The 26195-nt window shown below is 67.7% G+C and carries 23 protein-coding genes; 5 read left to right on the plus strand and 18 right to left on the minus strand.

Translation table 11 applies throughout. From position 1 onward, the window contains the following. Positions 1-18: 18 nt before the first annotated feature. The 10 genes from XarbCFBP7408_RS16210 to XarbCFBP7408_RS16260 all read right to left on the minus strand — a co-directional run bounded on the left by XarbCFBP7408_RS16210 (position 19) and on the right by XarbCFBP7408_RS16260 (position 10071). Positions 19-1005 (minus strand): YheT family hydrolase, encoded by a 987-nt coding sequence (locus tag XarbCFBP7408_RS16210; protein ID WP_104563822.1) that lies wholly within the window; start codon positions 1003-1005, stop codon positions 19-21. 63 nt (positions 1006-1068) lie between these two features. Beyond that, positions 1069-1968, minus strand: a complete 900-nt coding sequence (locus tag XarbCFBP7408_RS16215; RefSeq protein ID WP_181106674.1) for a lysophospholipid acyltransferase family protein — start codon at positions 1966-1968, stop codon at positions 1069-1071. 21 nt (positions 1969-1989) lie between these two features. Continuing rightward, a complete protein-coding gene (locus XarbCFBP7408_RS16220; RefSeq protein WP_104563823.1) occupies positions 1990-2418 on the minus strand; it encodes a hotdog fold thioesterase in 429 nt (142 codons plus the stop codon). 291 nt (positions 2419-2709) lie between these two features. Continuing rightward, positions 2710-4731 carry a phospholipase D family protein gene (locus XarbCFBP7408_RS16230; protein ID WP_104563825.1) on the minus strand — a complete coding sequence of 674 codons (2022 nt, stop codon included), beginning with the start codon at positions 4729-4731 and terminating at the stop codon, positions 2710-2712. Next, positions 4728-5300: a YceI family protein gene (locus XarbCFBP7408_RS16235; RefSeq protein ID WP_104563826.1), complete on the minus strand. Its 573-nt coding sequence runs from the start codon at positions 5298-5300 to the stop codon at positions 4728-4730. Before XarbCFBP7408_RS16235 ends, XarbCFBP7408_RS16230 begins: the two co-directional genes overlap by 4 nt. A 3-nt stretch (positions 5301-5303) precedes the next feature. After that, complete coding sequence (locus tag XarbCFBP7408_RS16240) at positions 5304-5780, minus strand: SixA phosphatase family protein (RefSeq protein WP_104563827.1); 477 nt, start codon at positions 5778-5780, stop codon at positions 5304-5306. Positions 5781-5794: 14 nt separating this feature from the next. Then, the gene (locus XarbCFBP7408_RS16245) at positions 5795-6427 is read right to left on the minus strand and encodes a ParA family protein (RefSeq protein ID WP_104563828.1); all 633 of its coding nucleotides are present in this window, start codon (positions 6425-6427) and stop codon (positions 5795-5797) included. Between the two features lie 153 nt (positions 6428-6580). After that, complete coding sequence (locus XarbCFBP7408_RS16250) at positions 6581-7651, minus strand: hypothetical protein (RefSeq protein ID WP_181106672.1); 1071 nt, start codon at positions 7649-7651, stop codon at positions 6581-6583. 65 nt (positions 7652-7716) lie between these two features. Then, entirely contained in the window at positions 7717-8634 is a 918-nt protein-coding gene (locus tag XarbCFBP7408_RS16255; RefSeq protein WP_104563830.1) for an AEC family transporter, read from the minus strand. A gap of 798 nt (positions 8635-9432) precedes the next feature. Further along, positions 9433-10071, minus strand: coding sequence for a tetratricopeptide repeat protein (locus XarbCFBP7408_RS16260; protein WP_104563831.1), 639 nt, complete (start codon positions 10069-10071; stop codon positions 9433-9435). A gap of 193 nt (positions 10072-10264) precedes the next feature. Between XarbCFBP7408_RS16260 and XarbCFBP7408_RS16265 the strand changes: the two genes are divergently transcribed. Further along, positions 10265-13972 (plus strand): indolepyruvate ferredoxin oxidoreductase family protein, encoded by a 3708-nt coding sequence (locus XarbCFBP7408_RS16265; RefSeq protein WP_104563832.1) that lies wholly within the window; start codon positions 10265-10267, stop codon positions 13970-13972. A gap of 253 nt (positions 13973-14225) precedes the next feature. On the opposite strand, the gene XarbCFBP7408_RS16270 is transcribed toward XarbCFBP7408_RS16265, so the two are convergent. Genes XarbCFBP7408_RS16270 through egtB form a run of 3 tightly spaced genes read right to left on the minus strand, consistent with a single transcriptional unit; the run spans position 14226 to position 16783 of the window. Continuing rightward, complete coding sequence (locus XarbCFBP7408_RS16270; protein WP_104563833.1) at positions 14226-14495, minus strand: DUF3253 domain-containing protein; 270 nt, start codon at positions 14493-14495, stop codon at positions 14226-14228. A gap of 15 nt (positions 14496-14510) precedes the next feature. Then, the gene (gene egtD / locus XarbCFBP7408_RS16275) at positions 14511-15497 is read right to left on the minus strand and encodes an L-histidine N(alpha)-methyltransferase (RefSeq protein ID WP_104563834.1); all 987 of its coding nucleotides are present in this window, start codon (positions 15495-15497) and stop codon (positions 14511-14513) included. Further along, positions 15494-16783, minus strand: a complete 1290-nt coding sequence (egtB, locus tag XarbCFBP7408_RS16280) for an ergothioneine biosynthesis protein EgtB (RefSeq protein ID WP_181106670.1) — start codon at positions 16781-16783, stop codon at positions 15494-15496. The genes egtD and egtB overlap by 4 nt, the downstream gene beginning before the upstream one ends. A gap of 65 nt (positions 16784-16848) precedes the next feature. Here egtB and XarbCFBP7408_RS16285 point away from each other — a divergent pair, with 65 nt between their 5' ends. Further along, entirely contained in the window at positions 16849-18030 is a 1182-nt protein-coding gene (locus XarbCFBP7408_RS16285) for an aminotransferase class V-fold PLP-dependent enzyme (protein WP_104563835.1), read from the plus strand. 75 nt (positions 18031-18105) lie between these two features. On the opposite strand, the gene XarbCFBP7408_RS16290 is transcribed toward XarbCFBP7408_RS16285, so the two are convergent. The 4 genes from XarbCFBP7408_RS16290 to XarbCFBP7408_RS16305 are packed head-to-tail and all read right to left on the minus strand — an operon-like array spanning position 18106 to position 21951. Further along, positions 18106-19578: a glycine betaine ABC transporter substrate-binding protein gene (locus XarbCFBP7408_RS16290; RefSeq protein ID WP_104563836.1), complete on the minus strand. Its 1473-nt coding sequence runs from the start codon at positions 19576-19578 to the stop codon at positions 18106-18108. After that, positions 19575-20312 (minus strand): ATP-binding cassette domain-containing protein, encoded by a 738-nt coding sequence (locus XarbCFBP7408_RS16295; protein ID WP_104563837.1) that lies wholly within the window; start codon positions 20310-20312, stop codon positions 19575-19577. The genes XarbCFBP7408_RS16290 and XarbCFBP7408_RS16295 overlap by 4 nt, the downstream gene beginning before the upstream one ends. Before the next feature lie 48 nt (positions 20313-20360). After that, positions 20361-20756: an EF-hand domain-containing protein gene (locus XarbCFBP7408_RS16300; RefSeq protein WP_104563838.1), complete on the minus strand. Its 396-nt coding sequence runs from the start codon at positions 20754-20756 to the stop codon at positions 20361-20363. Continuing rightward, positions 20746-21951: a DesA family fatty acid desaturase gene (locus tag XarbCFBP7408_RS16305; protein ID WP_104563850.1), complete on the minus strand. Its 1206-nt coding sequence runs from the start codon at positions 21949-21951 to the stop codon at positions 20746-20748. The genes XarbCFBP7408_RS16300 and XarbCFBP7408_RS16305 overlap by 11 nt, the downstream gene beginning before the upstream one ends. Before the next feature lie 152 nt (positions 21952-22103). Here XarbCFBP7408_RS16305 and XarbCFBP7408_RS16310 point away from each other — a divergent pair, with 152 nt between their 5' ends. From XarbCFBP7408_RS16310 to XarbCFBP7408_RS16320, 3 genes are all read left to right on the plus strand, one after another. Then, positions 22104-22949, plus strand: coding sequence for an ABC transporter ATP-binding protein (locus XarbCFBP7408_RS16310; RefSeq protein WP_104563839.1), 846 nt, complete (start codon positions 22104-22106; stop codon positions 22947-22949). Positions 22950-23138: 189 nt separating this feature from the next. After that, entirely contained in the window at positions 23139-24149 is a 1011-nt protein-coding gene (locus XarbCFBP7408_RS16315; protein WP_104563840.1) for a TIGR00266 family protein, read from the plus strand. A gap of 409 nt (positions 24150-24558) precedes the next feature. Beyond that, the gene (locus XarbCFBP7408_RS16320; protein ID WP_104563841.1) at positions 24559-25596 is read left to right on the plus strand and encodes a patatin-like phospholipase family protein; all 1038 of its coding nucleotides are present in this window, start codon (positions 24559-24561) and stop codon (positions 25594-25596) included. A 372-nt stretch (positions 25597-25968) separates the two neighbouring features. Here XarbCFBP7408_RS16320 and XarbCFBP7408_RS16325 read toward each other — a convergent pair. Further along, positions 25969-26195: hypothetical protein (locus XarbCFBP7408_RS16325; protein WP_429001790.1), on the minus strand; the 227-nt coding region annotated here is incomplete at its 5' end.

The following is a 26195-nucleotide window of genomic DNA, read 5'->3' on the forward strand; positions in this document are numbered from 1 at the left end:
GCGCGAGGTGGCGCCGACCTACGCCTGCGCCGCCAGCCGCTCGGCCACCCAGCGTTCGGCGAAACCATCGCCGCGGGCATTTTCCAGAAAGCCGCAGTGGCCGCCCCAGCGCGCGATCTCCAGCTGCGCATGCGCCGGCAGCTGCCAGGCGGCGAAATCCTCGAACGGAATGACCGGGTCGTCTTCGGCCATCAGGATGTCCACCGGCACCTGCAGGCCGGCCAGACGCTCGCCGGCGATCGAATAACTGTCGAAATACGCTTCCAGCGAGCCATGCCCGGTGTGCTGCTCGGCCAGCCAGGCCATCAGCCCGCGCATGTCCAGCGCCAGCGTGGCGTCGTCGTAGCCGTGCTGGTCGGGGAACAGCTCGCGCTTGCGCAGCAGCGACTCGCGCCACTTGCGGCGGAAATACCAGTCGTAGAACTGCGGGCCCTTTTCCAGCTGCAGCATGGTCGCCGCCGGATCCAGCAACGGGCACACCGCTGCCACGCGCGCCAGCGGCAGCCCGGCTGCCGGTGCACGCAGCGCCAGCCGCAAGGCGAAATTGCCGCCCAGCGAATAGCCCGCCGTCAGCAGCTGCGGCGCGGGAAACCGCCGCCACAGATCGCCCGCCGCATTGACCACTTCCTCGATGCGATCGGAGTGGAACAGGTCCACGTTGAGGTGGTGCGTGCCGCCGTGGTCGCGGAAATTCAGCCGGAACACCTGATAGCCCAGGCCGAGCAGGCGCGCGGCGGTCAGCCGCATGTAATTGGAGTCAGCGCTGCCTTCCCAGCCGTGCAGCAGCAGCACCGTGCCGCGCACTGGGGCATCGCCGGGCGGGATGCTCATCCAGCCCTGCAGGCGCACGCCGTCGCCGCCGTCGAGAATGTGTTCGCTGGTGACCGCGCCGCTGGCGGCCAGCAACTGGCGGCTGCGGAGCCGGCGCAAGGCACTGCTGCCCAGCACCGATTGCACATGCGGATTGCGCAGCCAGCGCGGCGGCAGATAGTCGGAGGCGTTCATGCGCTCATCGGGCCAGACAAGGGGGGACTGGCCGCAGGGGTGATGAGCGCTTGCATCATCGGCTCAGGACTCCATTGCCGCGATGATGCGTTGCCGCGAGGTATCGGCCAGGCGGCGGCGGCCTTCGATATCCAGCGCGCGGATCGGCTCGAGAAAATGCACCTCGGCCAGCCGCGACGGCTCGCCGAGCAGACGCACGATATTGGCGAAGAAACTCTCGCGCTCGCCGAACGCCACCACCGCCTGCGCATTGCCGCGCTCGCCGTAGCGCAGCGCTACCGGCTGCACCGGCACACCGGCCTCGACCGCGGCCTGGAAGATGCGCGCATGGAACGGGCCGACTTCGGTACCGCCACGGGTGCGACCTTCGGGGAACACGCCCACCGGCTTGCCACTTTGCAGCCGCAGCAACATTTCCTGCAGCACCCCGCCCAGCGATTCGGTATTGCCGCGCTGATGGAAGATGGTCTGGCCCTTGGTCGCCAGCCAGCCGACCAGCGGCCAGCCGGCGATCTCGCGCTTGGCCACAAAGCCCATCACGCGCTGGCTGTGCAGCATCGAGATGTCGACCCAGCTGACGTGGTTGGCCACGAACAGGGTCGCGCCCGGCAGCGGGGTGCCGAAGCGCCGCAGGCGGAAGCCGAAGATGCGCATCAGGTTGCCCTGCCACCAACGGATCATCAGCTCGTCCAGGGTGTCGTCGCGCCCGGTGCGGATGCGCGCCAGCGGCGGCGCCACCACGCACAGCATGGTGATCGGCAGGCAGATGCTCAGATGCATCAGCAATAACGGCACCCGATACAGGTACCGGAACCAACGCAGCACGCTGCCAGCGTCGCGCGTGGCGTCCAGGGATGACTCGCTCATTGACGGAACGGGACCGGTACCAGGGGAAGGAAGCGCAACTATTGTGACAGCAGCGTGGCCTGCGCGCAGTCCCCGCAGCGGGTGGCGCTGTTCCACCCATGCACTTGCGCGGCGTGCTCAGCCATTGCCGCGCGAGACCACGGCCAGGGTCAGCCGCGAGACGCAGACACGCTTGCCGGCCGGATTTTCGATGGTGATGTCCCAGACCTGGGTGCTGCGCCCCACATGCACCGCACGCGCGGTGCCGGTGACCAGGCCATCGGTGGCGGCGCGCAGGTGATTGGCATTGATCTCCAGCCCGACGCAGATCTGCGCGGTCATATCCACGCACAGGTTGCCGGCGCTGCTGCCCAGGGTTTCGGCCAGCACCACCGACGCACCGCCGTGCAGCAGGCCATACGGCTGCTTGGTGCGCGCATCCACCGGCATGGTGGCGCTCAACCAGTCGTCGCCGGCAGCGGTGAACACGATGCCCAGATGTTCGATCAAGGTGTCGCGGCTGGAGGCATTGAGGGCGGCCAGGTCGACGGGTTCGCGGAAGGTCATAGGCTGGGGATTGGGGATTGGGGATTGGGGGAATCGGGAATCGGGAATCGGGAATCGGGAATCGGGAATCGGGAATCGGGAATCGGGACAGCATCTGCGGCGCTGGGGTCTGATGCAACTGCCTTTGGCTGGCGCTACGAGCCGGGTTGCGACGTTGATTTTCAGGGGGTTGGCAGCGTGCTGCGCCCCATCTACTGCAGTGCACCGCGCCATTGCAGCTACGCTGCACTTCACGATGCACCGGTTGCCACGCGCCGTCTCGATGCCGGCCCCGGGCCGGCACCGCTGCGATCAGAGGATCGGCACCAATCCCGCACCGAAGGCGGTCAGCATCCGCACCAGCAGCCACTTCGGGCCGACGTTGACCTCGGGGAAATCGCCCACCGCCACATAGCATTGCCGGAACTGCGGGTCCTGGCGCTTGAGCGGGAACGGGCAACCCGGGCCCGGCTGGAACTCGTAATTGGTGGCGTAGCGCCAGGGCCAGAAATCCAGCACCGGCAAGGCTTCGGACACCTTGCCCACGCTGTAGTTCAATCCGCTCAGCACCGGCGGCTTTTCGCGCGGGGCCACGGTCCAGGCGTTTTCCGGCGCCATGTCGCGCTCGATGCTGGCGGCCAGCGCCTGCGCAAAGCGCGCATCGTCGATCACCACCGCCGCTTCGGTGTTGTAGTTCTCGCTGCGCGGGTCGAAGTTGTGCGTGCCGATCACGCCGATGCGGCGGTCCACCACCAACGACTTGGCATGCAGGCCCATGCGCGCACCGGCACGGGTCACCGGCAGCGGCTTGTTGACCGCGCGCGTGCCCAGGAACGAGGGCCGTGTCTCGGTGCGCAGCACACGCCGATCGACCTCGCTGCCGCCGGGCGCGCGGCCTGCGCCACCCCCGCTGCCGCGGATCGCAGTGCCGGCCGTGCCACCTCCACCGCCACCACTGCCACGCATGGCGTTGCCGGCCGCACTGCCGCCGATCACGCGGTTGACCCGACCATCGTCTTCGGCCGGCTCAGCCGCCGCGGGGTTGAGCGGATCGGGCACCAGATTGGCGTACTCCACCGGCGCGTTCAGCGGGAACGGCTTGAACTCGTAGACGTTGAAGCCCAGCTCGCGCATGTTGCGGCGTTTGAACTTGTACGACAGCGCATACACGATCGGGTTGTCGGTGGCGGCCAGGCTATTGGTCGACACCACGATCCGCGGCGGCTGTGGGCGCTGGCGCAATGCGCGGAAGATCGCCTGCGCCTCGTCGGACAGCACCAGATACGGGGTCTGCAGCAGCACTTCCTGCTGCGCGCCGGCAATCAGGCCGTCCAGTTCCGGCGCGGTGGACACCGCCTTGGCGGCGTGCTCCTTGCGATGCTTCTGCGGCAGATCGGCCACATACAGCACGCGCTGCACCGGCATGGCCGGGGTCACGAACGCATCGCGCACGAACTGCGGATCGCGCGCCTCCCGATCGACCCGTTCCACCCGATCGGGGCGGCGGAACGTGGCCGGCGGCATCTTGGGCGCGCCCTGCTCCAGCAGCAGGCGCCCGACATCGTTCAGACGTTCGGCCGGCACGCTGCGGCGCGCGCGCCAGAACGCATCGAAATTGGCCGCCATCGCGCGTACTTCCGGCCCGGCTAGGATCACGTCGCGGTCGCGGAAGTTGTACTCGCTGTCCCAGTCGTAATAGTCGTCCTGGTAATTGCGGCCGCCGACCACGCCGAGCACGTCGTCCACCACCAGCAGCTTGTTGTGCATGCGCTGGTTGAAGCGACGGAAGCAGCACAGCACGCTGCCGGCATAGTCGAAGTAATTGAGTTTGACCTTGCCGAAGGTCGGGTTGTAGATGCGCAGCTGCAGGTTTTCGTGGCTGCTGGCCAGCGCACCGAGAATCTGCAAATCGGCGATCGCCGAAAGCTGATCGATCAGGATGCGCACCTTGACCCCGCGCTGCGCCGCATCGGTCAGCGCATCCAGCACCATCCGCGCGCTGTCGTCCTTGTCGAAGATGTAGGTCTGCAGGTCGATGCTGCGGGTGGCGCTGCGGATCAGGTTGAGCCGCGCCACCAGCGATTCTTCGCCGTGATCGACGATGGTGGCGTAATGCCGCGGCGCGGCCGGCGTGGAGGCGGTGATCGCCTCACCACCCAGCGCGCGCAGCGGCGAGAGCTGGGCACAACGATTGGCCTGCGTGCAGCTGACCACGGTGCTGCGGGCAGCCGCCGCCACCCCGGCGGCACGGTTGCGTTCGATTTGCGACAGGCCGGCGCATCCGGTGCCGAGCAACGGCGTTGCCAGCACAAGCACCCTCAACAGGAACCTCACGGGCGCCGCGCCTCCTGCAACCGCCCACGCAGAATGAACGTCACCCGGTCGCCCAGGGCCATCTGCCACGCATTCATTCCGTAACGTCCACGCAGGACCGTACCTCGACTGATTACATCGCAATCATAGCCCGGCCGCGCGCATTCAGCCGGCACCACGTGCAAGGTCTCGACGTGGGTGATTCCGCGAATGGTCAGGTTGCCGGTGATGTCGCCGCCCTTCTTCACCACTTCTGCGGCATAGGGAAACGACTCGAATTCCACCACCGGGTACTGCGCGACGTCGAAAAAATCCTCGCCGCGCATCCACGCCGTGTAGCGGTCCTTGCCGGGAATTTCCACCTGCGTGGCATCCAGACGGAAGCGCACCTGCTGGCGGCCGTCGGGCAATTCCGCCAGTTCACCCCGAAAGCGCGGAAACAACCCCTCGATCTTCATACCGAAGCGCGACCTGATCTCGAACCCGAAGCGCGACTGCACCGGATCGATGGAATGCAGCTTCTGCTGCGCCATGCAGGGAAGAGCGACCCAGAGCGCGAGCCAGGCAAACCAGCGCAGCGACGATGGCACGGATCAAGGCCACCAGAAGGCGGTCAGGCGGGCGATCCCCGGTTCAATGGCCGCATCCAGCGGCAATGCCAGCAAGGCGATCGCGGCAGTCGGCATGCCGCGGTAGTCGCCGGTCTGGCCGCTGTGCATCAAGGCGGCCAGCCGTTCCAGGCCCGGGTTGTGGCCGACCAGCAGCAGGCGCTCGGCATCGCGGTGCTCGTCCACCAGGCTGGCCAGGGTGCCCGGCGTGGCGTCGTAGATCCGCTCGTCCAGGCGTTGTTCGATATAGCCGGTGAGTTCCAGCACCGCTTCCAGCGTCTCGCGCGCACGCCGCGCCGGCGAGCACAGCACGCGGTCGGGCACCAGGCGTTGCTCGCGCAGCCAGCGGCCGGCCGCTTCGGCCTCGGCGATGCCGTGCGGGGACAACGGGCGATCCAGATCGGCCTGGCCGGTGTCGGCCGGCTCGGCGTGGGCGTGTCGCAGCAATATCAGTTCGCGCATGAAAACACTCCGGTCTAGGATTTCTTGAGCCACCTGAACAGCGGCTCCCAATCCTGTTGATGGTCGCGCACCTGCGCCGAGCGGTAATCGAACAGGCTGCGCCCCAGGCCGGCCATCACCACATAGGCCTGGGTGTCGCGCAGCTGGGTCACCAGGGGATAGGGCCAGGCGCCGATCATCTCGGCAGCTTGCTGCGAGGTCTGGGTCCAGGGACGGGCGCGGTTGAGCACCAGGCCCACCGGCAATTTGCGCTGATGCACGCGCGGCACCTTGGCCAGCGTGTTGAGGAAGCCGACCACCGCCTCGATATCCAGCGCCGAGGACAGCACCGGCACCACGATGGCATCGACATGGTCGAGGAAGCCGCTCAGGTCATCGGCCATCGCACCGGCCGGGGCATCGATGACCAGCTGGTCGGTGCCGTCGGGCACCGCGGCCTGCCAGTTGCGCCGGCGGGTGGCGTCGATCGGCAATACCGCACTTTCCAGGCTGGCGCGACGCTGCGCCCAGCGCGTGGACGAGCCTTGCGGATCGGCGTCCGCCAGCACGGTGCGCTGGCCCTGCAAGGCCGCGTGGGCGGCCAGATTGGTGGCGATCGTGGTCTTGCCGACGCCGCCTTTGGAGCCGGCCACCAGGACTGTCTTCATGCACGCCTCGCTTCCGGGAGCAAGCCGGCAGCGTACACCGCGACGAAGTGAGGAAGTAGTCGAAAGGCGTTAAACGTCCGCCAGCGAGCACTCTCGCATTGCAGCATCGTCCCCTTGGCAGATGGCCGAGGCGACGTGCGCTGGCCAAGCGGATCAGCGGGCCTGCTGGCTCGGCGCGCCCGGCTGCCATCCCGCAGGCGGCTGCACCGCAAGACCTTGACGCTGCAGCCGCGCACGCAACGCCGGCACTTCGCCCTGCGTCAGGACGGCATCCAGCGCGTTGGCCCGCCCATCGACCGTGGCTGTGCGGTATTGCTGATGCTGCAGCCACTGCAGCTCTCGTACCCGCGCCTGCCAGCGCGTGGCGTCGGCACCGCTGCTCAGCGTTGCCATGCCTCTGGCACCGATCATGGCGGTGACCATGGTGGACTCGTCGTTGGCCACGTTGTTGAGCACGGCCATGCACTCGTCGCGTAACGCGGGCGTGGCAACGGTAGGGCTGCAGCGCCGCACCAGATCGCCCAGCGCAGGGAGCGCATGTGCAGACCAGGCCCCCATCACGAACATCGCCGCCATGCCTGCGCCCGTGGAGGGCATGCCTTGTGCGTCGAGTTGCGCGCGCAAGCCGACCGAGGCCAACGATGGCCATTGCACGCCTTCGTAGCTGGCATGCAGGGCCCTGCCGAGTGCCAGCGTCCCGCTGTCGAAATGATCGGACTGCACGGCGGCCTGCCAGGCACGTTCGGTGGCCGCCTGGTCGCCGCGGCGCTGGGCAGCCGCATAGGCACGCAGATGCACACTGGCGTCACCGGCATCGGCCTGCTCCAGGAAGGCCAGCGCAGCGCCTGGGTCGCAGCGCAATGCCGGTGGGCAACCGGCGGCTTCCATGCGCGCCACCAACGGGTCGCGCGGCCGCGCGTCCAGGGCACGCTGCAGCCAGACGCGCTGGATGGGGGCATCGCCTGCGTCTGCAGCCGGCGCCGCCTCGTCCTCGGCATCGACCCACAACAGACCGGCCAGATACAGCTGCCTGGGCTCGCCGCTGGACGCCATGCTGCGCAGGCGTGCCTGCATGGCCTGGCCGACCTGGCGCGCCCATTGATCCACCAGCGGATCGTTGGCCGCAGCCGCTGTGCTCGCAGGCGCTGCCGCCATTGCCGAATGTGCCGCGCAGACGCTTCCAAGCCATAGCAGCGCCGTGGTGATCAAGCGATATCCGTGCATGTATTGCTCCTGTCCATGTGGGCGCGCAGTGTTGCGGGCCAGCATTTCATACGGACCAGGCCCTATCAAGCCACCAGGCGTGCCAACAACCAGGCCCATGCAGGCAGGGTCAGCAGCGACAGCAGGATGCTGTAGCCGACCATCGCTGCGGCCAGGCGCGGCGCCAGCCGATGCGAGATGGCCAGCGCAGCGGCGGTGATCATGGTGGGCATGGCCGATTCGAGCACGTTGGTCTGCAGCATCGCGCCATGCAGGCCGAGCGCCAACGACAGCGGCAACGCCAGGATCGGCATCACTGCCAACTTGAAGGCCAGGCCCACGGCCAAGGGTTTGAGTTCGTCCGCAGGCAGGCGCAACTGCAGCGAAAAGCCCACCGCCAGCATCACCAGCGGCAGCATCGCGTCGGCCAGGCTCTTCAAGCCCGCGCCGATCCAGGTCGGCGGCTGTTCCGGCATCATCGTCAATGCAAACAGCAATGCCCATAGCGGCGGGAAGCGCAGCACGCGCAACAGGATCAGCTTTGCGGTCGGCGGAGTGTCGCCGCTGTAGCGGGCCAGCACGTACAGCCCGAACGTCGATAACAGCACGAAGGTGCCGAACTGGTCGTAGACCACTGCATACGGCAGGGCATGATCGCCGATCAACGCGCGCACCATCGGAAAGCCGATGAAGCTGGAGTTGGTGAACACCACGCACATCAACAGCGCGGCGTATTCCTCGCGCTTGAACCGGAACAGGCGGCTGCAGCCCCACAGCAGCGGCACGATGATGGCGGTCAGCAACCACGGCGTGGCGATCACTCCACCCAGCGAGGCATCCAGGTGCAACCGCGGCACATAGGTCAGCACCGAGGCTGGCAGGCAGATGTACAACACGATGCGATTGAGTACATCGGCGCTGTTGTCCGGCAGCACCCGCAAGCGCGCGAACAGCAGGCCCAGCCCCAACATCGCCAGAATCAACGCAAATGCATCCACCGCCATGGTGTGGTCAGGTCCGTGGGAAAGCAGCAATCAGCATCGCATAGTGAGCGTCGTGCCTGGATCGGCGACTGGCTAGATTGGCGAGCATGCCTACGCGTGGCGCAGATCGTTCGCTCAACGCCTGGCGACAGGCATGTCGAGGCTTGCCGCTTCTGGGATGTTGCCAAAGCTAGTCAGTCGAGGGCTCGGTGCCCTCACCGCACTAGGAAGTTGGTCGGTGGCCGAATGAAAAACTGCTTGCTCGATGCATCGACCATTGAGCCATTGAGCCATTGAGCCGGCCCATCATTCTCCAACGATGCACATCGCGCACCGCTCTTGACCGTGCACACCGACCATCTCGACGGGTCCTTGCCCGCTCACCGTCGCGGGACCTTACGCGGCATGGATGCCGCGTAAGAGCCTACAAGGACGTACTTGCGGCGTGTCCCGCGATGGTGGGCGGGCAAGGGCCCTGCAGCCAAGCCGCAGATCAACCGCTCTACGATTGAGCTATCGCACGGACGACTGCCTCAAAAGACCGACCATCTCGACCAGTCCTTGCCCGCCCACCGTCGCGGGACCTTACGCGGCATGGATGCCGCGTAAGGTCCTACAAGGACGTACTTGTGGCGTGTCCTGCGAGGGTGGGCGGGCAAGGGCCCTGCAGCCAAATCGCAGAGCAACCGCTCTACATGTGATCCATCCGCACAGGCCAATCGCAGGTCGCGATGGCCCGCCGGCACCGGCCACAAACGCCGTGCGACGTGATGTACAGCAGCGCGCTACGGGACTTCCTGCAGCGCGCCCGCCGCCGAGTTACGGAAACGCCGGCGGGTTCGCCTGCCATGCCGCAAAGACCTCGGCCAGGCTGGCGCGTTCGGCCTCGCGCCAATCCGGCAGCAAGGTGGCGTAGCTGGCGGTGCTGCTCCAGCGATCCGGCCAGGTGCGCACCGCGGCGGCATACCACTCCACCGCTTCCTGCTTACGCCCGCTGCGCCATAGCGCCAGGGCGGCGGTGGTCGGCAACCAGGCCGGCGCGGCCGGGCGGCCGTTGGCAAGGCTGGCCCACTGCTGCAAGGCCTTGTCGGGCTGGTCGGCGCGCAACAGATCCCAGCCGTAGTTCCAGGTGATGGCACGGTATTGCTGACTGCCGTTGGCGACCAGCGCCAGCGCGCCCTGGTAGAGCTCGTCGCCCAACTGCGTGCGCCCACCGGCATAGGCCAGCGAGGCCAGTTGCGCGCGCGGCTCGGCCGCGCGGGCATCGCGCTGCACCATCGCCGCCAGGCGGTCGACCACCGCATCGCCCTGCCCCTGTACCGCGATCACGGCCTTGGGGGTGCCGCGATCTTCGTCGAAATAGAACTCCTTGGGCTTGGGCAGGTTCTGCGCCTGCGCCATCGACCACACGCCCCCGAGCAAGGCCAACAGCGCGGCCCATGCGTATTTCCTTTTCACTGGCTTTATCCCCTGACAGCAAACGACCCTTCCCGTCCCCATCGTAACCGCAGCGCGACGGCTGTGCACCCGCATGCAACGGGCGCGTGAAGGGCGACTGCTACACTTTGCACCGCCGTTTTGGCATCCGTCGGGCGGGTCATCGGTTTCAGATGACACGCACCGGGTCCCAGCCACCCTTTCCGGGCACGCCATGACCAGTACTGCTGCACTCTCTTCTCCCGACTCTGCCAACACGCCGGAGCTCGGCCAGGTGGATGCGGATTACACGCTGGAGCACAAGTACACGCGTGCCGATGGGCGCATCTACCTGTCCGGCGTGCAGGCGCTGGTGCGGCTGCCGTTGATGCAACGCCTGCGCGATGACGCCGCCGGCCTTGCGACTGCCGGCTTCATCAGCGGCTATCGCGGCAGCCCGCTGGGCGGTTTCGACCTGGAGCTGTGGCGTGCGCGCAAGCATCTGGACGCGGCCAGGGTGACCTTCACCCCCGGCCTCAACGAAGACCTGGCCGCCACCATGGTCTGGGGCACCCAGCAGACCAACCTGTTCCCCGGTGCCAAGGTGCAGGGCGTCTACGGCATGTGGTACGGCAAGGGCCCGGGCGTGGACCGCAGCGGCGATGTGTTCAAGCACGGCAACGCCGCCGGCACCTCGCCGTACGGCGGCGTGCTGGCACTGGCCGCCGACGACCATGCCTGCCGCAGCTCCACCCTGCCGCACGGCTCGGAAGAGGAATTCGTCAGCGCGATGATGCCGATCCTCAACCCGGCCGGGGTGCAGGACATCCTGGACATGGGCCTGCTCGGCTGGGCGATGAGCCGCTATACCGGGCGCTGGGTCGGCTTCAAGACCATCGCCGAGACGGTGGAGTCGTCGGCCTCGGTGGATGTGGATCCGTTCGCACGCAGCATCGTGCTGCCGGAGGACTTTGCGCTGCCGCCGGGCGGCCTGAGCATCCGCTGGCCGGATCCGCCGGTGGACCAGGAAATGCGCCTGCACCGCTATGCGATCGCCGCCGCCCAGGCCTTCGCACGCGCCAACCAGATCGACAAGCTGGTGCTGGATTCGCCGCATGCGCGGCTGGGCATCGTCACCACCGGCAAGAGCTATCTGGACGTGCTGCAGGCGCTGGAATACCTGGGCCTGGATGCGCAGGCCTGCGCGCAGATCGGCATCCGCGTGTACAAGGTCGGCATGACCTGGCCACTGGAGCCGGTGGGCATCAGCGCGTTCGCGCGCGGGCTCGACGACATCGTGGTGGTGGAAGAGAAAAAGGCCTTCATCGAGCGCCAGATGAAGGAGCTGTTCTACAACTGGCCGGCCAGCGCCGGTGCGCGGCCGAGCATCGTCGGCAAGTACGACGAGCAGGGCGAATGGATCCTGCCGTCCACCGGCGAGTTGACCCCGGCCACGATCGCCGCGGTGATCGGCAAGCGCATCCAGCGCTTTGCGCTGCCGTCCAGCGCGATGACCGAGTCGATCGAACAACGGCTGCGCTGGATGGACAGCAAGGAGGCCGAAATGGCCTTGCCGCGCGCGCTGTTCCCACGCGTGCCGCATTACTGCTCCGGCTGCCCGCACAACACCTCCACCGCGGTGCCGGAAGGCTCGCGTGCGTTGGGCGGCATCGGTTGCCACTACATGGTGACCTGGATGAACCGCGCCACCGACACCTTCACCCATATGGGCGGCGAAGGCGTGACCTGGTCGGGGCAGGCGCCGTTCACCGAAACGCCGCACGTGTTCCAGAACCTGGGCGACGGCACCTATTTCCACAGCGGCTCGCTGGCGATCCGGCAGTCGGTCGCCACAGGCGTCAACATCACCTACAAGATCCTCTACAACGATGCGGTGGCGATGACCGGCGGCCAGCCGGTGGACGGCACGCTCAGCGTGCCCGACATTGCGCATCAGTTGCGCGCCGAAGGCATCCACACCATCGCGGTGGTCAGCGACGACATCGGCAAATGGACGCGCCGGCGCGAGCGCTTTCCCAGCGAGGTGGCGTTCCACGATCGCAGCGAACTGGATGCGGTGCAGCAGCAGCTGCGCACGATCAAGGGCGTATCGATCCTGATCTACGACCAGACCTGCGCCACCGAAAAGCGCCGCCGCCGCAAGCGCGGCAAGCTGGTCGACCCGCCCAAGCGCGTCATGATCAATTCGCTGGTGTGCGAAGGCTGCGGCGATTGCGGCGAAAAGAGTTTCTGCGTGTCGGTGCTGCCCAAGGACACCGAATTCGGCCGCAAACGGCAGATCGACCAATCCAATTGCAACAAGGATTATTCCTGCGTGTCGGGCTTTTGCCCGAGCTTTGTCACCGTGCACGGCGGTGCGCCGCGCAAGGGCAAACAGCGCGATGCCAGCGCCCTGCTGGGCAACCTGCCCGCGCCGCCGCAACGCACCACGCTGCAACAGCCCTGGAACATCCTGATCACCGGCGTCGGCGGTACCGGCGTGGTGACCATCGGCGCATTGCTCGGCATGGCCGGGCACCTGGAAGGCAAGGGTGCCACGGTGCTGGACCAGACCGGCCTGGCGCAGAAGGGCGGCGCGGTGACCACGCATATCCGCATCGCACGCCGGCCGGCCGATATCCACGCGGTGCGCATCGCGGCCGGCGAAGCGGATCTGGTGCTGGGCTGCGACATGGTGGTGGTCAACGATTACTGGGCCCTGTCCAAGGTGCGCGATGGCCGCACCCAGGTGGTGCTCAACACCTACGAAGCGATGCCGGGCAACTTCACCACCCAGCCGGATCTGCAGTTCCCCGCCGCCGAGATCATTGCCGGCGTGCGCACCGCATTGGGCGGCCAGGAGCCGCTATTGCTGGATGCCACGCAACTGGCGACCGCGCTGCTGGGCGATGCGATCGCCAGCAACCTGTTCGTGCTTGGCTATGCCTGGCAACACGGGCTGGTGCCGTTGTCGCACGCCGCGCTGATGCGCGCCATCGAGCTCAATGGCGCGGCGGTAGCGATGAACCAGCAGGCGTTTGCGTGGGGGCGCCTGGCCGCGATCGACCTGCCGGCGGTGCAGCAGGCCGCAGGACTGCGCAAGGGTGGCGAGCATGCGCATGCACAGGGCGATACGCCGCCAGCGCGCGCTCCGGGCAGCTGGGAAGAACACGATCTTGGCGGGCAGACGGCGCCGCATGCGCTGGCGCAGAGCGACGGCAACACGCTGCATGGCGATGGCGATGCGCCCACGCATCCGCTCGACGACGAGCAGCTGGCGCAGTCGCTGGACGAAGCCATCGCGCGACGCGTGGCGTTTCTGACCGACTACCAGGATGCCGCCTACGCGCAGCGCTATCGCAGCCTGGTCGAGCGCGTACGCACGCACGAAGCGCAACAGGCGCCCGGCAGCAGCGCGTTGAGCGAGGCGGTGGCGCGTTACTTCTTCAAGCTGATGGCCTACAAGGACGAATACGAGGTGGCGCGGCTGTATACGCGCGGCGACTTCCAGCGCCGGCTGCAGCAGCAGTTCGAAGGCGACTACACGCTGCGCTTCCACCTGGCGCCGCCGCTGTTGGCCAGGAAGGATGCGCACGGCCACGCGATCAAGCACGAATACGGGCCGTGGATGTTCACTGCCTTCAAGCTGCTGGCGCGGCTGAAGTTCCTGCGCGGCGGCAAGCTGGATGTGTTCGGCTACAGCGCCGAACGGCGTGGCGAGCGTCAGCTGATTGCCGATTACGTGGCGACAGTGGACACGCTGCTGCAACGGCTGGATGCCGACAACGTCGGCCTTGCCGCGCAGATCGCCAGCATTCCCGAACATATCCGCGGCTATGGGCATATCAAGCACGCGCATCTGGAAGAAGCCAAGGCACGCGAAGCGGCGCTGCTGGTGCAGTGGCGCAATCCCAAAGCCTTGCATGTGGTGCAGGCGGCGTAGGGCTGCGGATCGGCGTTGCAGGATCAACGCGTTGCGCGCCGACCCGATGAGGTGTTGCCGGTAGTGCGGAGTGACAGGCTGGTGGGTCGTGGCACAGACGCCGCGCAACGGCCGCTGCTGCGTCGACTGATCACGTTTGCCGCATGACGGCGGTCAGTGCCGGCTGAGGCGATGGGCTGCCGGCGTCACGATCGGCTCGCCAAGGCGCTCCTGCCGCGCACGCGAGCGGTGCTGCGCATGCAGCGCCCACCCGTCATTCGAAATGCAGACCGCGTTTCAGGCGGACCGGCCCACGCACAGTTCGCACATCGACCACATCGCCACGTTGGGTGACCTGCACCACGTCGCTGCCGGCCAGATCGGCGGCAACGCTGCGGATCTGCGGCATCAGCGCGCGCCAGCGCATTTGGTCCCCGCTGAGCGCGCGGGCGACCTCGGACGGGCAGATCGATTGCTCAGGCAGCCGGCGCGCCAGCAGCGCGCGGATGGTCGCGACGATCTGCGCGTCGTCGATCCGTTGCACGCCAGACGCCGCAGGTCAGAGCGGGCGCAACACGCGCAGGCCGAACCAGTCCTTGGCATCGTTCCAGCCGTGGGTGACCTTCAGCCCCGCAGCGGCGGCAAGTTCGGCAAAGCGCGCGTCGGTGTACTTGTAGCTGTACTCGACCTGCATCGCCTCGCCTTCGGCGAATTCGAATGCCTTGCCGCCCACCTGCACGCGCTGCGCGCGCTGGCTGATCAGGAAGGTTTCGATGCGGCCGCGCGCGCGCGCATACACCGCATGGTGGCGGAAGCCGTCCAGGTCAAAGTCGCTGCCGATCTCGCGGTTGAGCCGCGCCAGCAGATTCAGGGTGAACTCGGCAGTGACGCCGGCCGCATCGTTGTAGGCAGCCTCGACCACCCCGGCATCCTTGTCCAGATCGATGCCGATCAGGGCGCACCCGTCGCTGCCCATGGTCTGGCGCATCGCATCGAGCAACTCGACGGCGGACGCATCGGTGAAATTGCCCAGCGTCGAACCGGGGAAGAACACCAGATGCCGGCGCGCCGGGCGCTGCGCCTGCGGCAGCTGCAGCGGCTTGGTGAAGTCGGTGCATACCGGCAGCATCTGGATCTGCGGGAACTGCTGCGCCAGCCGCGCGGTGCTCTCAAGCAAGGCGGTGCGCGAGATTTCCAGCGGCGTGTAGGCCACCACATCGCGCAGGCCCTGCAGCAGCAATTCGGTCTTGCGCCCGCTGCCGCTGCCGTATTCGACCACGTGCACGCCTGCGCCGATCGCCTGCGCGATCGAAGCCATGCTGGCCTCCAGCAAGGCCAGTTCGGTGCCGGTGAGGTAGTACTCCGGCTGCCGGGTGATCGCCTCGAACAACTGCGAGCCGTGCGCATCGTAGAAGTACTTCGACGGCAGCGTCTTGGGCGTTTGCGACAGGCCGGCCAGCGCGTCGGCGGTGATGTCGTCCGGTTGCGGGCGCAGGTCGGTCAGCGCGGCGTGCGCGCGTTGCATGGCATGGGCGGCGGCGTTCAAGGCAGATCCTTGGCAAGGCGCACGCCGGCAAACTGCCAACGCGCATCGGAGGGAAAAAAGTTGCGGTAACTGGCGCGGACGTGGCTGGCCGGCGTGGCACAACTGCCACCGCGCAGCACCCATTGCGCATTCATGAATTTGCCGTTGTATTCGCCCAACGATCCGGGCCACGGCGCAAAGCCGGGGTACGGCAGGTAGGCGCTGCCGGTCCATTCCCAGACATCGCCGAACAACTGCTGCAGACCGGTATCCACCGCATCGGCGCCGCGCGGATGCAAGGCGTCGGTGTCGACGAAATTGCCCTGCACCGGCACACCGGTGGCGGCCTGTTCCCACTCGGCTTCGGTGGGCAGGCGTGCGCCGGCCCAGCGCGCGAACGCATCGGCTTCGAACAGGCTCAGATGGCAGACCGGCGCATGCGCGTCGCGCGGGCGCCAGCCATCCAGGGTGAACTCGCGTCCGTCCGCGTCCCAATACAGCGGGTGCTGCCAGCCTTGCGCCTGCACCATCGCCCAGCCATCGCTGAGCCAGGCACCGGCACTGCGGTAGCCACCGGCGTCGATGAACTGCTGGAACTCGGCGTTGCTGACCACCCGATGCGCCAACGCATGCGCGCCGACCAGCACGCGATGACGCGGCGACTCGTTGTCGTAGGCGAAGGTGTCGGCCTGCGGCCATGCCGCTGCGCCGATCTCCACGATCTGTTCGTCGCGTGCCTGCCAGCGCAGCGTGCTGGCGACGGCCGCCGGTGGTGCCGGCGCATCGCGGTACGCCGGCTGCAGCGGATTGCTCCACAGCGCGTGCTTGATGTCGGTCAACAGCAATTCCTGGTGCTGCTGCTCGTGCTGGATGCCGAGCTGCACGATGGTGCAGGCCTGCGCATCCAATACCCCATCGCGCAGGCGCTGCTGCATCTGCGCATCGACTGCGGCCCGGTAGTCGCGCACCTGCTGCAACGACGGCCGCGACAACACCCCGCGACACGCGCGCGCGTGCATCGGGCCCACGCTCTGGTAGTAGCTGTTGAACAGGAAATCCCAGGCCGGGTCGAACACACGGTAGGCCGGATCGGCCTGCAGCACGAAGCGTTCGAAAAACCAGGTGGTGTGCGCCAGATGCCACTTGCTGGGGCTGGCGTCGGGCATGCTCTGCACCATCGCGTCTTCAGCGCTCAGGGGTGCGGCGAGGCGATCGCTCAGCGCGCGGGTCTGCGCGTAGCGTTCCAGCAGCGTCAGCTGCTGTTGCTGGTGGTGGCCCAGCAGAGATGAGAGTGCAGACATCGCCATATGCTTGAGGAGCGCCCGTGAACGCGCCGTGTCGGCAGCGTGGCAGCCAGCGGTAAGCTGTCGCCATGTCTTCTTTTTCCCTGTCCAGCCTGCTCCCCGCGCCCGTCGACTGGGAACGCCGCCAGCAGGCATTTGCGTTACCTGGCGACATCACCTATCTGGATGCCGCTTCGCGCGGCCCGCTGCTGCGCGCGGTGCAGACGGTCGCGCATCAGGCGGTGGATGCGCTGGCCACCCCGTGGCAGCTGCCGTTCGATGCCTGGCTGCAGGACATCGAGCGTTTGCGCAGGCTCGCTGCAGGCCTGTTCGACGACGATGCCGACGGCGTGGCGATGCTGCCCTCGGCCGCACACGGCCTGGCGACTGCCGCACGCAACCTGCCGCTGCAACGCGACGAGGCGGTGCTGCTGCTGGAAGGCCAGTTCCCCTCCAACCTGCTGATCTGGCAGCGCCGCTGTGCCGAGGTGGGTGCGCATATCGTGGCGGTGTCCACTGCCGGTGGCGATGCCTTGACCACGGCGGTGCTGCAGGCCATTGCCCAGACACCTGCCTTGCGCATCGTCACGTTGCCGCATGCGTACTGGCTGGATGGACGACAGCTGGATCTGGACCGCATCAGCGCCGCGGTGCACGCACGCGGTGCGGCGCTGGTGCTGGATCTGAGCCAGAGCCTGGGCGTGCTGCCGACCGACCTGCCGCGCTGGCGGCCGGATTTTGTGGTCAGCGTCGGCCATAAATGGTTGCTGGGGCCGATGGGGCTGGCCTGGCTGTGGGTGGCGCCGCAATGGCGGGCGCATGGGGTGCCGATCGAGGAACACTGGATCGGCCGCGATGCCGGCAGCAGCTGGGAATTTCCGGTCGCCCAGGCGCCGTCCTATCGCAGCGGTGCGCGCCGGTTCGATGCCGGCGGCGTCGCCGATCCATTGCGGATCGCGATGGCGACGGTGGCCTTGCAGCAGGTCGCTGCCTGGCAACCGGCGCGCATCGCGCAGGCGCTGGGTACGCTCACCGCGCGCTGGGACGCCGCCCTGCAGGCACGCGGTCTGCGCAGCTGGTGCACGCCCGCCCACGCGGCGCATCTGACCGCGTTGCAGCCGCCAGCCAACCGGCTGGATGCGGTGGCGACCGCGTTCGGCGCACGCGGGGCGATCTGCACACGCCGGCACGGACGCCTACGGATCGCACCACACGTCAATGTCAACGAGGATGCGCTCTCGACCCTGATCGCAGCGCTGCCAGCCGCATGACACGTAGGAGCGGACCCGGCCGCGACGTGGCGTTACCGGCCAAGCCCGGTCGCGGCCTGGTCCGCTCCTACGGGCTTAGCCGCGCTGGCGGATGCGCAGCCCACGCGGGGTGACCCAGCGCTCCAGGCCTTCGAACACCGCCTGCACGATCAGTGCAAGCACCGCCGCAGGAATCGCGCCTTCCAGGATCAAGCCGATATCGTCCAGGCGGATACCGGTGAGGATCGGCTGGCCGTAGCCGCCTGCACCGATCAACGCACCCAGCGTGGCGGTGCCCACGTTGATCACCGCCGCGGTCTGGATGCCGGCCACGATGGTGCGACGCGCCAGCGGCAGTTCCACCCGCCACAGGCGCGTCCATGCCGGCAGCCCGATCGCCTCGGCGGTCTGGCGCAACTCGCGCGGGATCGAGGTCAGCCCGGCATGCGTGTTGCGCATGATCGGCAGCAGGCTGTAGAGAAACAACGCGGCAATCGCCGGTTTGGCGCCGATGCCGAACAACGGAATCATGAAGACGAACACCGCCAGCGACGGCAAGGTCTGCAGCACGCCGGTCAACGACAGCACCACCTGCCCGAGCCGTGGCCGCCGTGCCGCCAGCACGCCCAGCGGCAACGCGATCAGCAAGGCAAAGCCCAGCGAGATGCCGACCAGGGCCAGATGCTCGCGCGTATGCCGCAGCAGACGCGCCAGGCGCGAGTCGGCTGCCGATGCCGGCGCAACGCCCAGCCACTGCGCAGCCACCGCCGCCTCGGACTGACGCTCCAGCTTCACCTGTGCGTTAAGCCGCTGCATGGTCGCCTCGTCGATGCGTCCCTGCAGCCCCTGCAATGTCTTGAGCATCGCCGGCGAGCGCTGCGCCAGGTCCTTGCGATACAGGAACACCGCCTGGTAGTCGGGAAAGTAATGGCGGTCGTCGCGCAGCACCTGCAGCCGGTAATACGGAATTTCCGCATCGGTGCTGTACAGATCGGTGACCTCGATCGCCCCGCTCTGCAGCGCGCGATAGGCCAGATCGTGATCCAGCCCGGTCGCGGCCTGCGGCAGTGCATAGGCGGCGCGCACGCCCGGCCAGCCATCGGCGCGCTGCATGAATTCGTTGCTCAGGCCGATCTTGAGCGCCGGATGCCGTGCCAGATCCGACATCGAGGCGATGCCAAGCGCCTGCGCACGCTCGACCCGCATGCCGAAGGCATAGGTGTTCTGGAAGCCGAGCGAGTCGGTCATCGCCAGTCCACGCGCGTCCAGTGCGGCGCGTAGTTCGGCCTGGCTGGCCTTGGGCAGCTGCAGCAGTTCCTGCGCCAGCGTGCCGGTGTATTCGGCGTACGCATCGATCTGCCCGGTCTCCAGCGCGCGCCACAGGATGCGCGTGCCACCGAGCTGCGCGCGGTGTTGCACGTCCACGCCGTCGCGCTGCCCGGCGGCGGTGGCGATCTCGCCCAGCAGCACGGCCTCGGTGAAGTTCTTCGAACCGACGGTGACCTGCGCGGCCTGCACGCCGAGGCTGCAGATCAACAAGATCGCGGCGACGAGCGCACGCGCCATCATGCGGCATCGCCAATGCTGCGTTGCGCAGTGAGAAAGCGCTGCACGAACGGATCGGCGGGCTGCTCCAGCAGGCTGCGCGCACTGCCCTGCTGCACCACCCGGCCGGCGCGCATCAGCACCAGGCTGTCGGCCAGATAGGCGGCTTCGGCAACGTCATGCGTCACCAGCACCACGGTCTTGCCCAGCTGCGCAAACAGTTCGCGCATCTGCGCCTGCAGGTCGTAACGCACGATCGGGTCGAGCGCGCCCAGCGGCTCGTCCAGCAGCAGGGCCGGTGGATCCAGCATCAGCGCACGGATCAAGCCCACGCGCTGGCGTTGACCACCGGAGAGTTCGGCCGGGTAGCGCGCCAGCAATTCCACTGGCAATTGGCACAGCGCGCAGAGCGTCTGCAGACGCGCGGCGATGCGCTCACGCGTCCAGCCCAGCGTCTGCGCCAGCAAGGTCACGTTGCTGCGCGCATCCAGATGCGGAAACAAGCCGCCCTCCTGGATCACGTAACCGATGCGCTGCCGCTGCGTCTGCAGATTGGCGCGCTGCAACGGCGTGCCGTCGAAGGCGACCGTGCCGCCGTCGGGCCACTCCAGCCCGACCAGCATGCGTAACACGGTGGATTTGCCGGCGCCGCTGGGACCGATCAAGGCGGTGGTGATGCCGCTGGCGAACGTCAGCGAGACCGCGTCGAGCGCGATGGCCTGGCCGTAGCGGCGGCTGACCTGGTCGAGAGTGAACATGCGCTTGAGCTTGCCGAACGCAGCGTCAGACGCGCGCGAAGGCGCGCATCAGCGTGGCGGCGCCAGCAATTCGCGCGCGCTCAGGTAGCCGTCGCCGTTGGCATCCTGCCGCGCGAAACGCTCGATCAGGGTGGCGCGATGCGCGGCGCGGGTGATCGGCTTGCCGCGTCGGCCAGGCAGCTCATCGCCCTGCAGCACGCCGTCATGATCCAGGTCGCGCTGGTCGAAGGCATAGCTCATCCAGGCCAGATATTCATCGCGGCTGACCCGTCCATCGCCATCGGTATCCATGCGTTGCAGATATTGCTGGCTGTCCTGCACCTGGGCCTGCACAGCGGCGGCAGGCAGCGATGCAAGACATGCGATCACCACGCCACGCACGGCGACGCCCCGCGTTGCGCGTGTACGCGCCACAGCGCGGCTACCGCCCGGCTTACGCACCACTCAGCGCATATCCCTTGAGCCGCGCCGCGTACGCCTGCAGGGCAGCATTGCCGCTGGCTTCGGCCTCGTGGCACCACTGCTGCAACTGCCTGAGCCGTTCGGACGCATCGTGGCTGCGCGCTTCCAGCACGGCGGTCAGCCGCGCACGGTACTCGACCAGCGTGCGCATCCGTGGGCGCTGCGCCACCCATGCCTGCAACTGCGCACGCGCGTCCGGCTTGAGCCAGCGCCCGTCATCGACCAAGCCCTTACGCAGGCGGCGCGGCAGCAACTCGCGCAGCTTGGCGCCGGTGGCGGCCGCCTCTTCGCGCAGCGCCGGCTTGAGTACGTTGCGCTGGTAGTCGGTCATGGCCTGGAAGCGGTGCGACAACAGCGCCTTGAGCGTATCGGCATCGGGCACGGCGATATTCGGGCGGATATCCAGCGACGGCGCCACCCGCAGCACCTTGGCCAGACCGATCGCCTGCAGCCCGCGAATCGCGACCCAGCCGATGTCCAGCTCCCAGCGCCGCATCGAAAACCGCGCCGAGCTCGGGAAGGCATGGTGGTTGTTGTGCAGTTCTTCGCCACCGATCCACAACGCCCACGGCGTCAGGTTGGTGGAGGTGTCGGCCGACTCGAAATTGCGATAGCCCCACCAGTGGCCCAGGCCGTTGACCACGCCGGCGGCCCAGAATGGAATCCACGCCATCTGGATCGCCCACAGCGCGATGCCGGGCAAACCGAACAGCACGGCATTGATCACCAGCAACGCGATCGGGCCGGCGTTGGCATGCGAGGTGTACAGATGCCGCTCGATCCAGTCGGTGGGTGCGCCCTTGCCGTATTGCTCGATGTCGGCGCGCTGCGCGCGCGCTTCGCGGTACAGCTCCACGCCACGCCAGAACACCTGGCGGATGCCCTTGGTCTGCGGGCTGTGCGGGTCTTCCTCGGTCTCGACCTTGGCGTGATGCTTGCGATGGATCGCCACCCATTCGCGGGTGATCATCGAGGTGGTCAGCCAGGTCCAGAAGCGGAAGAAGTGCGCCACCACCGGATGGAAGTCCACACCGCGATGGGCCTGGCTGCGATGCAGGTACAAGGTCACCGCGAAGATGGTGAGCTGGGTGAACACCAGCAGCACCGCCAGCATGCCCCACACGCCCAGCCCGGCCACGCCGGAAGTCAGCACGTCGATGATCGGGTCGGACAACATCGGCATCTCCACAGCGGCGCCATCGGGTTGGGTCGATGCAGACATGATGGGGGCGATGGCGGCAAACTTCACCCTTCGGATGCGTAGGGTGCGCCCTACATTTCTAAAGCGGTTCACACGCTCCCCTTCCCACTGCGCCTGATGTCACCCGTATGACGGTTACTGCCGAAATGTCCACCGATCCTGCTGCTGTTGCCAACGCCCTCCCGTTGATCGAGCTCGACCAGGCCAGCGTGATGCGCGGCCAGGTGCGGGTGCTTCATGCGCTCAGCCTGCGCATCGCGCTGGGGCAGCACACCGCCATCCTCGGCCCCAACGGCTGCGGCAAATCCTCCTTCATCAAACTGATCACCCGCGAGCTGTATCCGCTGGTGCGCGCCGACGGCCAGGCAGCGGTGAAAGTGCTCGGGCAGGTGCGCTGGCAGGTGGACCGCCTGCGCTCGCAGCTGGGTATCGTCACCGGTGACCTCAGCGTCAACCTGGCCGACATGCCGGGGCTGGATGTGGAGCGCGCGGTGCTGTCCGGCTTCTTCGCCAGCTATGTGGTGCCGCCGCATCGCGAGATCAGCGACGACATGCGCGCGCGGGCGCGGGAGGCCTTGGCCCTGGCGCGCGCGCTGCCGTTGCTGGACCGGCAATTTGCCGAACTGTCGGCCGGCGAGACCCGCCGCGTGCTGATCGCGCGCGCACTGGTCAACCGCCCGCAGGCGCTGCTGCTGGACGAGCCGTCCACCGGCCTGGACCTGGTGGCGCGCCAGCACCTGCTCGACACCATGCGTCACCTGGCCCGGCAAGGCATCACGCTGATCCTGGTGACCCATCACATCGAGGAAATCGTGCCGGAAATCGCACGGGTGATCCTGCTGCGTGCCGGCACCGTCGTGGCCGATGGTCCGCGCGATGCGCTGCTCACCGACGCCAGCCTGTCGGACGTGTTCGGCGGCCCGGTGCGGGTGCAGCGCGACGGTGAGCGCTACTGGGCGACGGTGGGCGAGTAAGCGCCACCCGCCGGGCCGCGCGCGCAGCCCGGAGCCTTGCGCAAGCTGCGCGGCGACAGCCGGCAGCGACGCGTTCCGGACAGGCCACAACCGCGGCCAACCGCGCCCTCCAGGCATGACCTTGGACACGGGACGCCGTCACCGCGGCTGCGCTTAGACTCGGCGCACGCACAGACAGGAGTCGTCCCGATGGCCCAGTGGTATTTCCATGTTCCCGGACAGGCCGATCGCATCGGCCCGCTCGACGCTGCCGGCGCCCGCGCGCATGCGCAGCGCCAACCCGACGCGCTGGCCTGGCGCGACGGACTCGATGGCTGGACCCCGGCCCGCCAGCTGGCCGAGCTGCAGGGCGGCAGCGGCCTGCCGCCGCCGCTGACCGGCGCGGCCGGGCGCGCCGACGAGATCGACTACCGCATCGTCGGCAACGACATGCAGTTCGTCGAGGTCGAGCTGGACCCGGGCGAAAGCGCCATCGCCGAGGCCGGCGCGCTGATGTACAAGGACGCCGCGGTGCAGATGGACACCGTGTTCGGCGACGGCTCGCATGCCGGCCAGAGCGGCGGCGGCGGGCTGATGGGCAAGCTGCTGTCGGCCGGCAAACGCGTGGTCACCGGCGAGAGCATGTTCACCACCGTGTTCACCCATGCCGGCAGCGGCAAGGCCAGGGTCGCATTCGCCGCGCCCTATCCGGGCACGGTGCTGGCGCTGCGCCTGTCCGAGCACGGCGGGCAACTGATCTGCCAGAAGGACAGCTTCCTGGCCGGCGCCCGCGGCGTGTCGCTGGGGATCGCGTTTCAACGCAAGATCCTCACCGGCCTGTTCGGCGGCGAGGGCTTCATCATGCAGAAGCTCGAAGGCGACGGCTGGGTGTTCGTGCATGCCGGCGGCACCGTGGTGGAACGCGAACTCGGCCCCGGCGAACGCATCGATGTGGACACCGGCTGCGTGGTCGCCTACCACGCCGGCGTGGACATGGACGTGCGCCGCGTCGCCGGGCTGAAGAGCATGTTCTTCGGCGGCGAAGGCGTCTTCCTGGCCACCCTCACCGGCCCCGGCAAGGTGTGGCTGCAATCGCTGCCGTTCTCGCGCATGGCCGGCCGCATGCTGCAGGCCGCCCCGCAGGCCGGCGGCCAGCAACGCGGCGAAGGCTCGGTGCTGGGCGGCCTGGGAAGGTTGTTGGATGGCGACAACCGGTTTTGATGGGGTGGGTGCTGGCACTCTTCTCCCGCCGGGAGAAGGTGGCGCGTAGCGCCGGATGAGGGGAAGGGCGAAGCCTGCTGCGGTCTCATTCCCATGCGGCGCGGCTGCGTACCCTCACTCCGCTCCGCGCCCCGGCCGCGCTTGCGGCGCGGGCACTCCAAGGCACGCGCGCCATGGCGCGCGTGCGGTGCCTTCTCACCCCGCGGGGAGAGCGGCTCTGGTTCCGTGCTGCGTGCAGGTGGCTGCGGTCATTGGACGAATGCACCGGCTCGTCCTTCTCACCGGGACAAGGCAAGTGCAACGCCTGCAAACGATGCCGTTCTGAACAGTCTCCACGCACGCCAACCATCAGCGCCACCGTGACGGCACGCGTGTATTCTCCCTCGCCTTTCCCATCGACGTTTTCGCCATGACTGCGCTCCGCCGCCCCCGTTCGCTTGCCCTGTTGTCCATGCTCGGTCTGCTCTGCGCCTGCGGTGGCGAGCCGCGCCCGGCGGCACCGGCGCCGGTGGTGCAGGCACCGTCTGCCGGCGCGCCCAAGCCGGTGAAGATCGGGGTGGCGCTCGGTGGCGGCGCGGCCAAGGGCTTTGCGCATATCGGCGTGATCAAGATGCTCGAGGCCAACGGCTTTGCGCCGGTGGTGGTGTCGGGCACCAGCGCCGGCAGTGTGGTCGGGGCGCTGTATGCCAGCGGCATGGATGCGTTCCAGATGCAGGAAAAGGCCGTCGCGCTCGACCAGACCAGCATCCGCGATGTGCGGATCTTCTCCGGCGGCCTGGTGCAGGGCCAGAAGCTGCAGGACTACGTCAACGAACAGCTCGGCGGCAAGCCGATCGACAGGTTGCGCAAGCCGTTCGCGGCGGTCGCCACGCGGCTGGAAGACGGCGAACGCAGCGTGTTCGTGCGCGGCAATGCCGGCCAGGCGGTGCGCGCGTCCAGCAGCATTCCCGGCGTGTTCGAGCCGGTGACCATCGGCCAATACCACTATGTGGACGGCGGCGTGGTCAGCCCGGTGCCGGTGGATGCGGCGCGCCAGCTCGGTGCGGAATTCGTGGTGGCGGTGGATATTTCCAGCAAGGCCAGCGGCAAGAATCCCGGCGATCTGCTCGGCACCGTCAACCAGTCGATCTCGATCATGGGCCAGCGCCTGGGCGAGGCCGAACTCAAGCGTGCCGATGTGGTGATCCGCCCCAAGGTCAACGAGATCGGCTCGGCCGATTTCAACCAGCGTGGCGCTGCCATCCTGGAAGGCGAGCGTGCGGCGATGGCGGCGATGCCGCAGATCCGCGCCAAGATCGCGCAGTTGCAGGCGCAGCGCAGCAGTGCCACCCGCACCGCCGCCGAGCAGGCTGCCGCCGCCAAGGCGGAAGCGTATCGGCGCTGCCTGCAGGAGCGCTCGCGCTGGCAGAAACTGCGCGGCAAGGACGAGGCCTGCGTGGCGCCGTGAGGTGGAGGCGGTGCGAGGCGATGCGCAGCTGATGCGGGTGCCGCGCGAGGTTCCTGCGGAGCTGAGCGGGCGTGGGGCGCCTGTTTCGAGACGCGCGCATTTCTTAAAGCCGATGCGTAGGGCGACTGCGTTGTTGATGCCTTGTGTTGATGCACCGAGGGTGTGCCGGACAAGGTCGCGGCCTGGGCCGCTCCTACGAGGGTGCGGCGGTTCTTTTCGGGTGTGCTGAGACGTGTCGGGATCAGGTCGCGGCCGGGGCCGCTCCTACGGGGGTGCGGCTTTGGGTGTATCGGCCAGGTCGGCACCGCTCTTGTAGGAGCGGCCCTGGCCGCGATGCCTTACCGGTAACGCATCCGCTTCATCGGCAACGCCTCAATAGCGCCAACGCAACGACAGGCTGACAAACCGCGGCTCGCCGTAGTTCTGGTAATCCAGGTTGGCCCAGTAGGTCTTGTCGAAGGCGTTGCGCACCGCCAGCGTGGCGGTCCATTGCTCGCTGATGCGGTAGGTCCTGTTAACGCTAGTGGCTGGGGAGGTTAAACTATTGGACATGGAGATCACGCCAGCACAATTTGCCCTCATCGAACATTGCTTACCTG

This window comes from Xanthomonas arboricola pv. guizotiae, from assembly GCF_002940205.1.
Classification (GTDB): domain Bacteria; phylum Pseudomonadota; class Gammaproteobacteria; order Xanthomonadales; family Xanthomonadaceae; genus Xanthomonas; species Xanthomonas arboricola_C.

Coding starts and splice junctions, on each gene's coding strand:
- XarbCFBP7408_RS16210 (WP_104563822.1), bottom strand. CDS start 1,005: ATGAACGCCTCCGACTATCTGCCGCCGCGCTGGCTGCGCAATCCGCAT.
- XarbCFBP7408_RS16220 (WP_104563823.1), bottom strand. CDS start 2,418: ATGACCTTCCGCGAACCCGTCGACCTGGCCGCCCTCAATGCCTCCAGC.
- XarbCFBP7408_RS16240 (WP_104563827.1), bottom strand. CDS start 5,780: ATGCGCGAACTGATATTGCTGCGACACGCCCACGCCGAGCCGGCCGAC.
- XarbCFBP7408_RS16245 (WP_104563828.1), bottom strand. CDS start 6,427: ATGAAGACAGTCCTGGTGGCCGGCTCCAAAGGCGGCGTCGGCAAGACC.
- XarbCFBP7408_RS16250 (WP_181106672.1), bottom strand. CDS start 7,651: ATGCACGGATATCGCTTGATCACCACGGCGCTGCTATGGCTTGGAAGC.
- XarbCFBP7408_RS16255 (WP_104563830.1), bottom strand. CDS start 8,634: ATGGCGGTGGATGCATTTGCGTTGATTCTGGCGATGTTGGGGCTGGGC.
- XarbCFBP7408_RS16265 (WP_104563832.1), top strand. CDS start 10,265: ATGACCAGTACTGCTGCACTCTCTTCTCCCGACTCTGCCAACACGCCG.
- egtB (WP_181106670.1), bottom strand. CDS start 16,783: ATGGCGATGTCTGCACTCTCATCTCTGCTGGGCCACCACCAGCAACAG.
- XarbCFBP7408_RS16285 (WP_104563835.1), top strand. CDS start 16,849: ATGTCTTCTTTTTCCCTGTCCAGCCTGCTCCCCGCGCCCGTCGACTGG.
- XarbCFBP7408_RS16290 (WP_104563836.1), bottom strand. CDS start 19,578: ATGATGGCGCGTGCGCTCGTCGCCGCGATCTTGTTGATCTGCAGCCTC.
- XarbCFBP7408_RS16295 (WP_104563837.1), bottom strand. CDS start 20,312: ATGTTCACTCTCGACCAGGTCAGCCGCCGCTACGGCCAGGCCATCGCG.
- XarbCFBP7408_RS16305 (WP_104563850.1), bottom strand. CDS start 21,951: ATGTTGTCCGACCCGATCATCGACGTGCTGACTTCCGGCGTGGCCGGG.
- XarbCFBP7408_RS16310 (WP_104563839.1), top strand. CDS start 22,104: ATGACGGTTACTGCCGAAATGTCCACCGATCCTGCTGCTGTTGCCAAC.
- XarbCFBP7408_RS16315 (WP_104563840.1), top strand. CDS start 23,139: ATGGCCCAGTGGTATTTCCATGTTCCCGGACAGGCCGATCGCATCGGC.
- XarbCFBP7408_RS16320 (WP_104563841.1), top strand. CDS start 24,559: ATGACTGCGCTCCGCCGCCCCCGTTCGCTTGCCCTGTTGTCCATGCTC.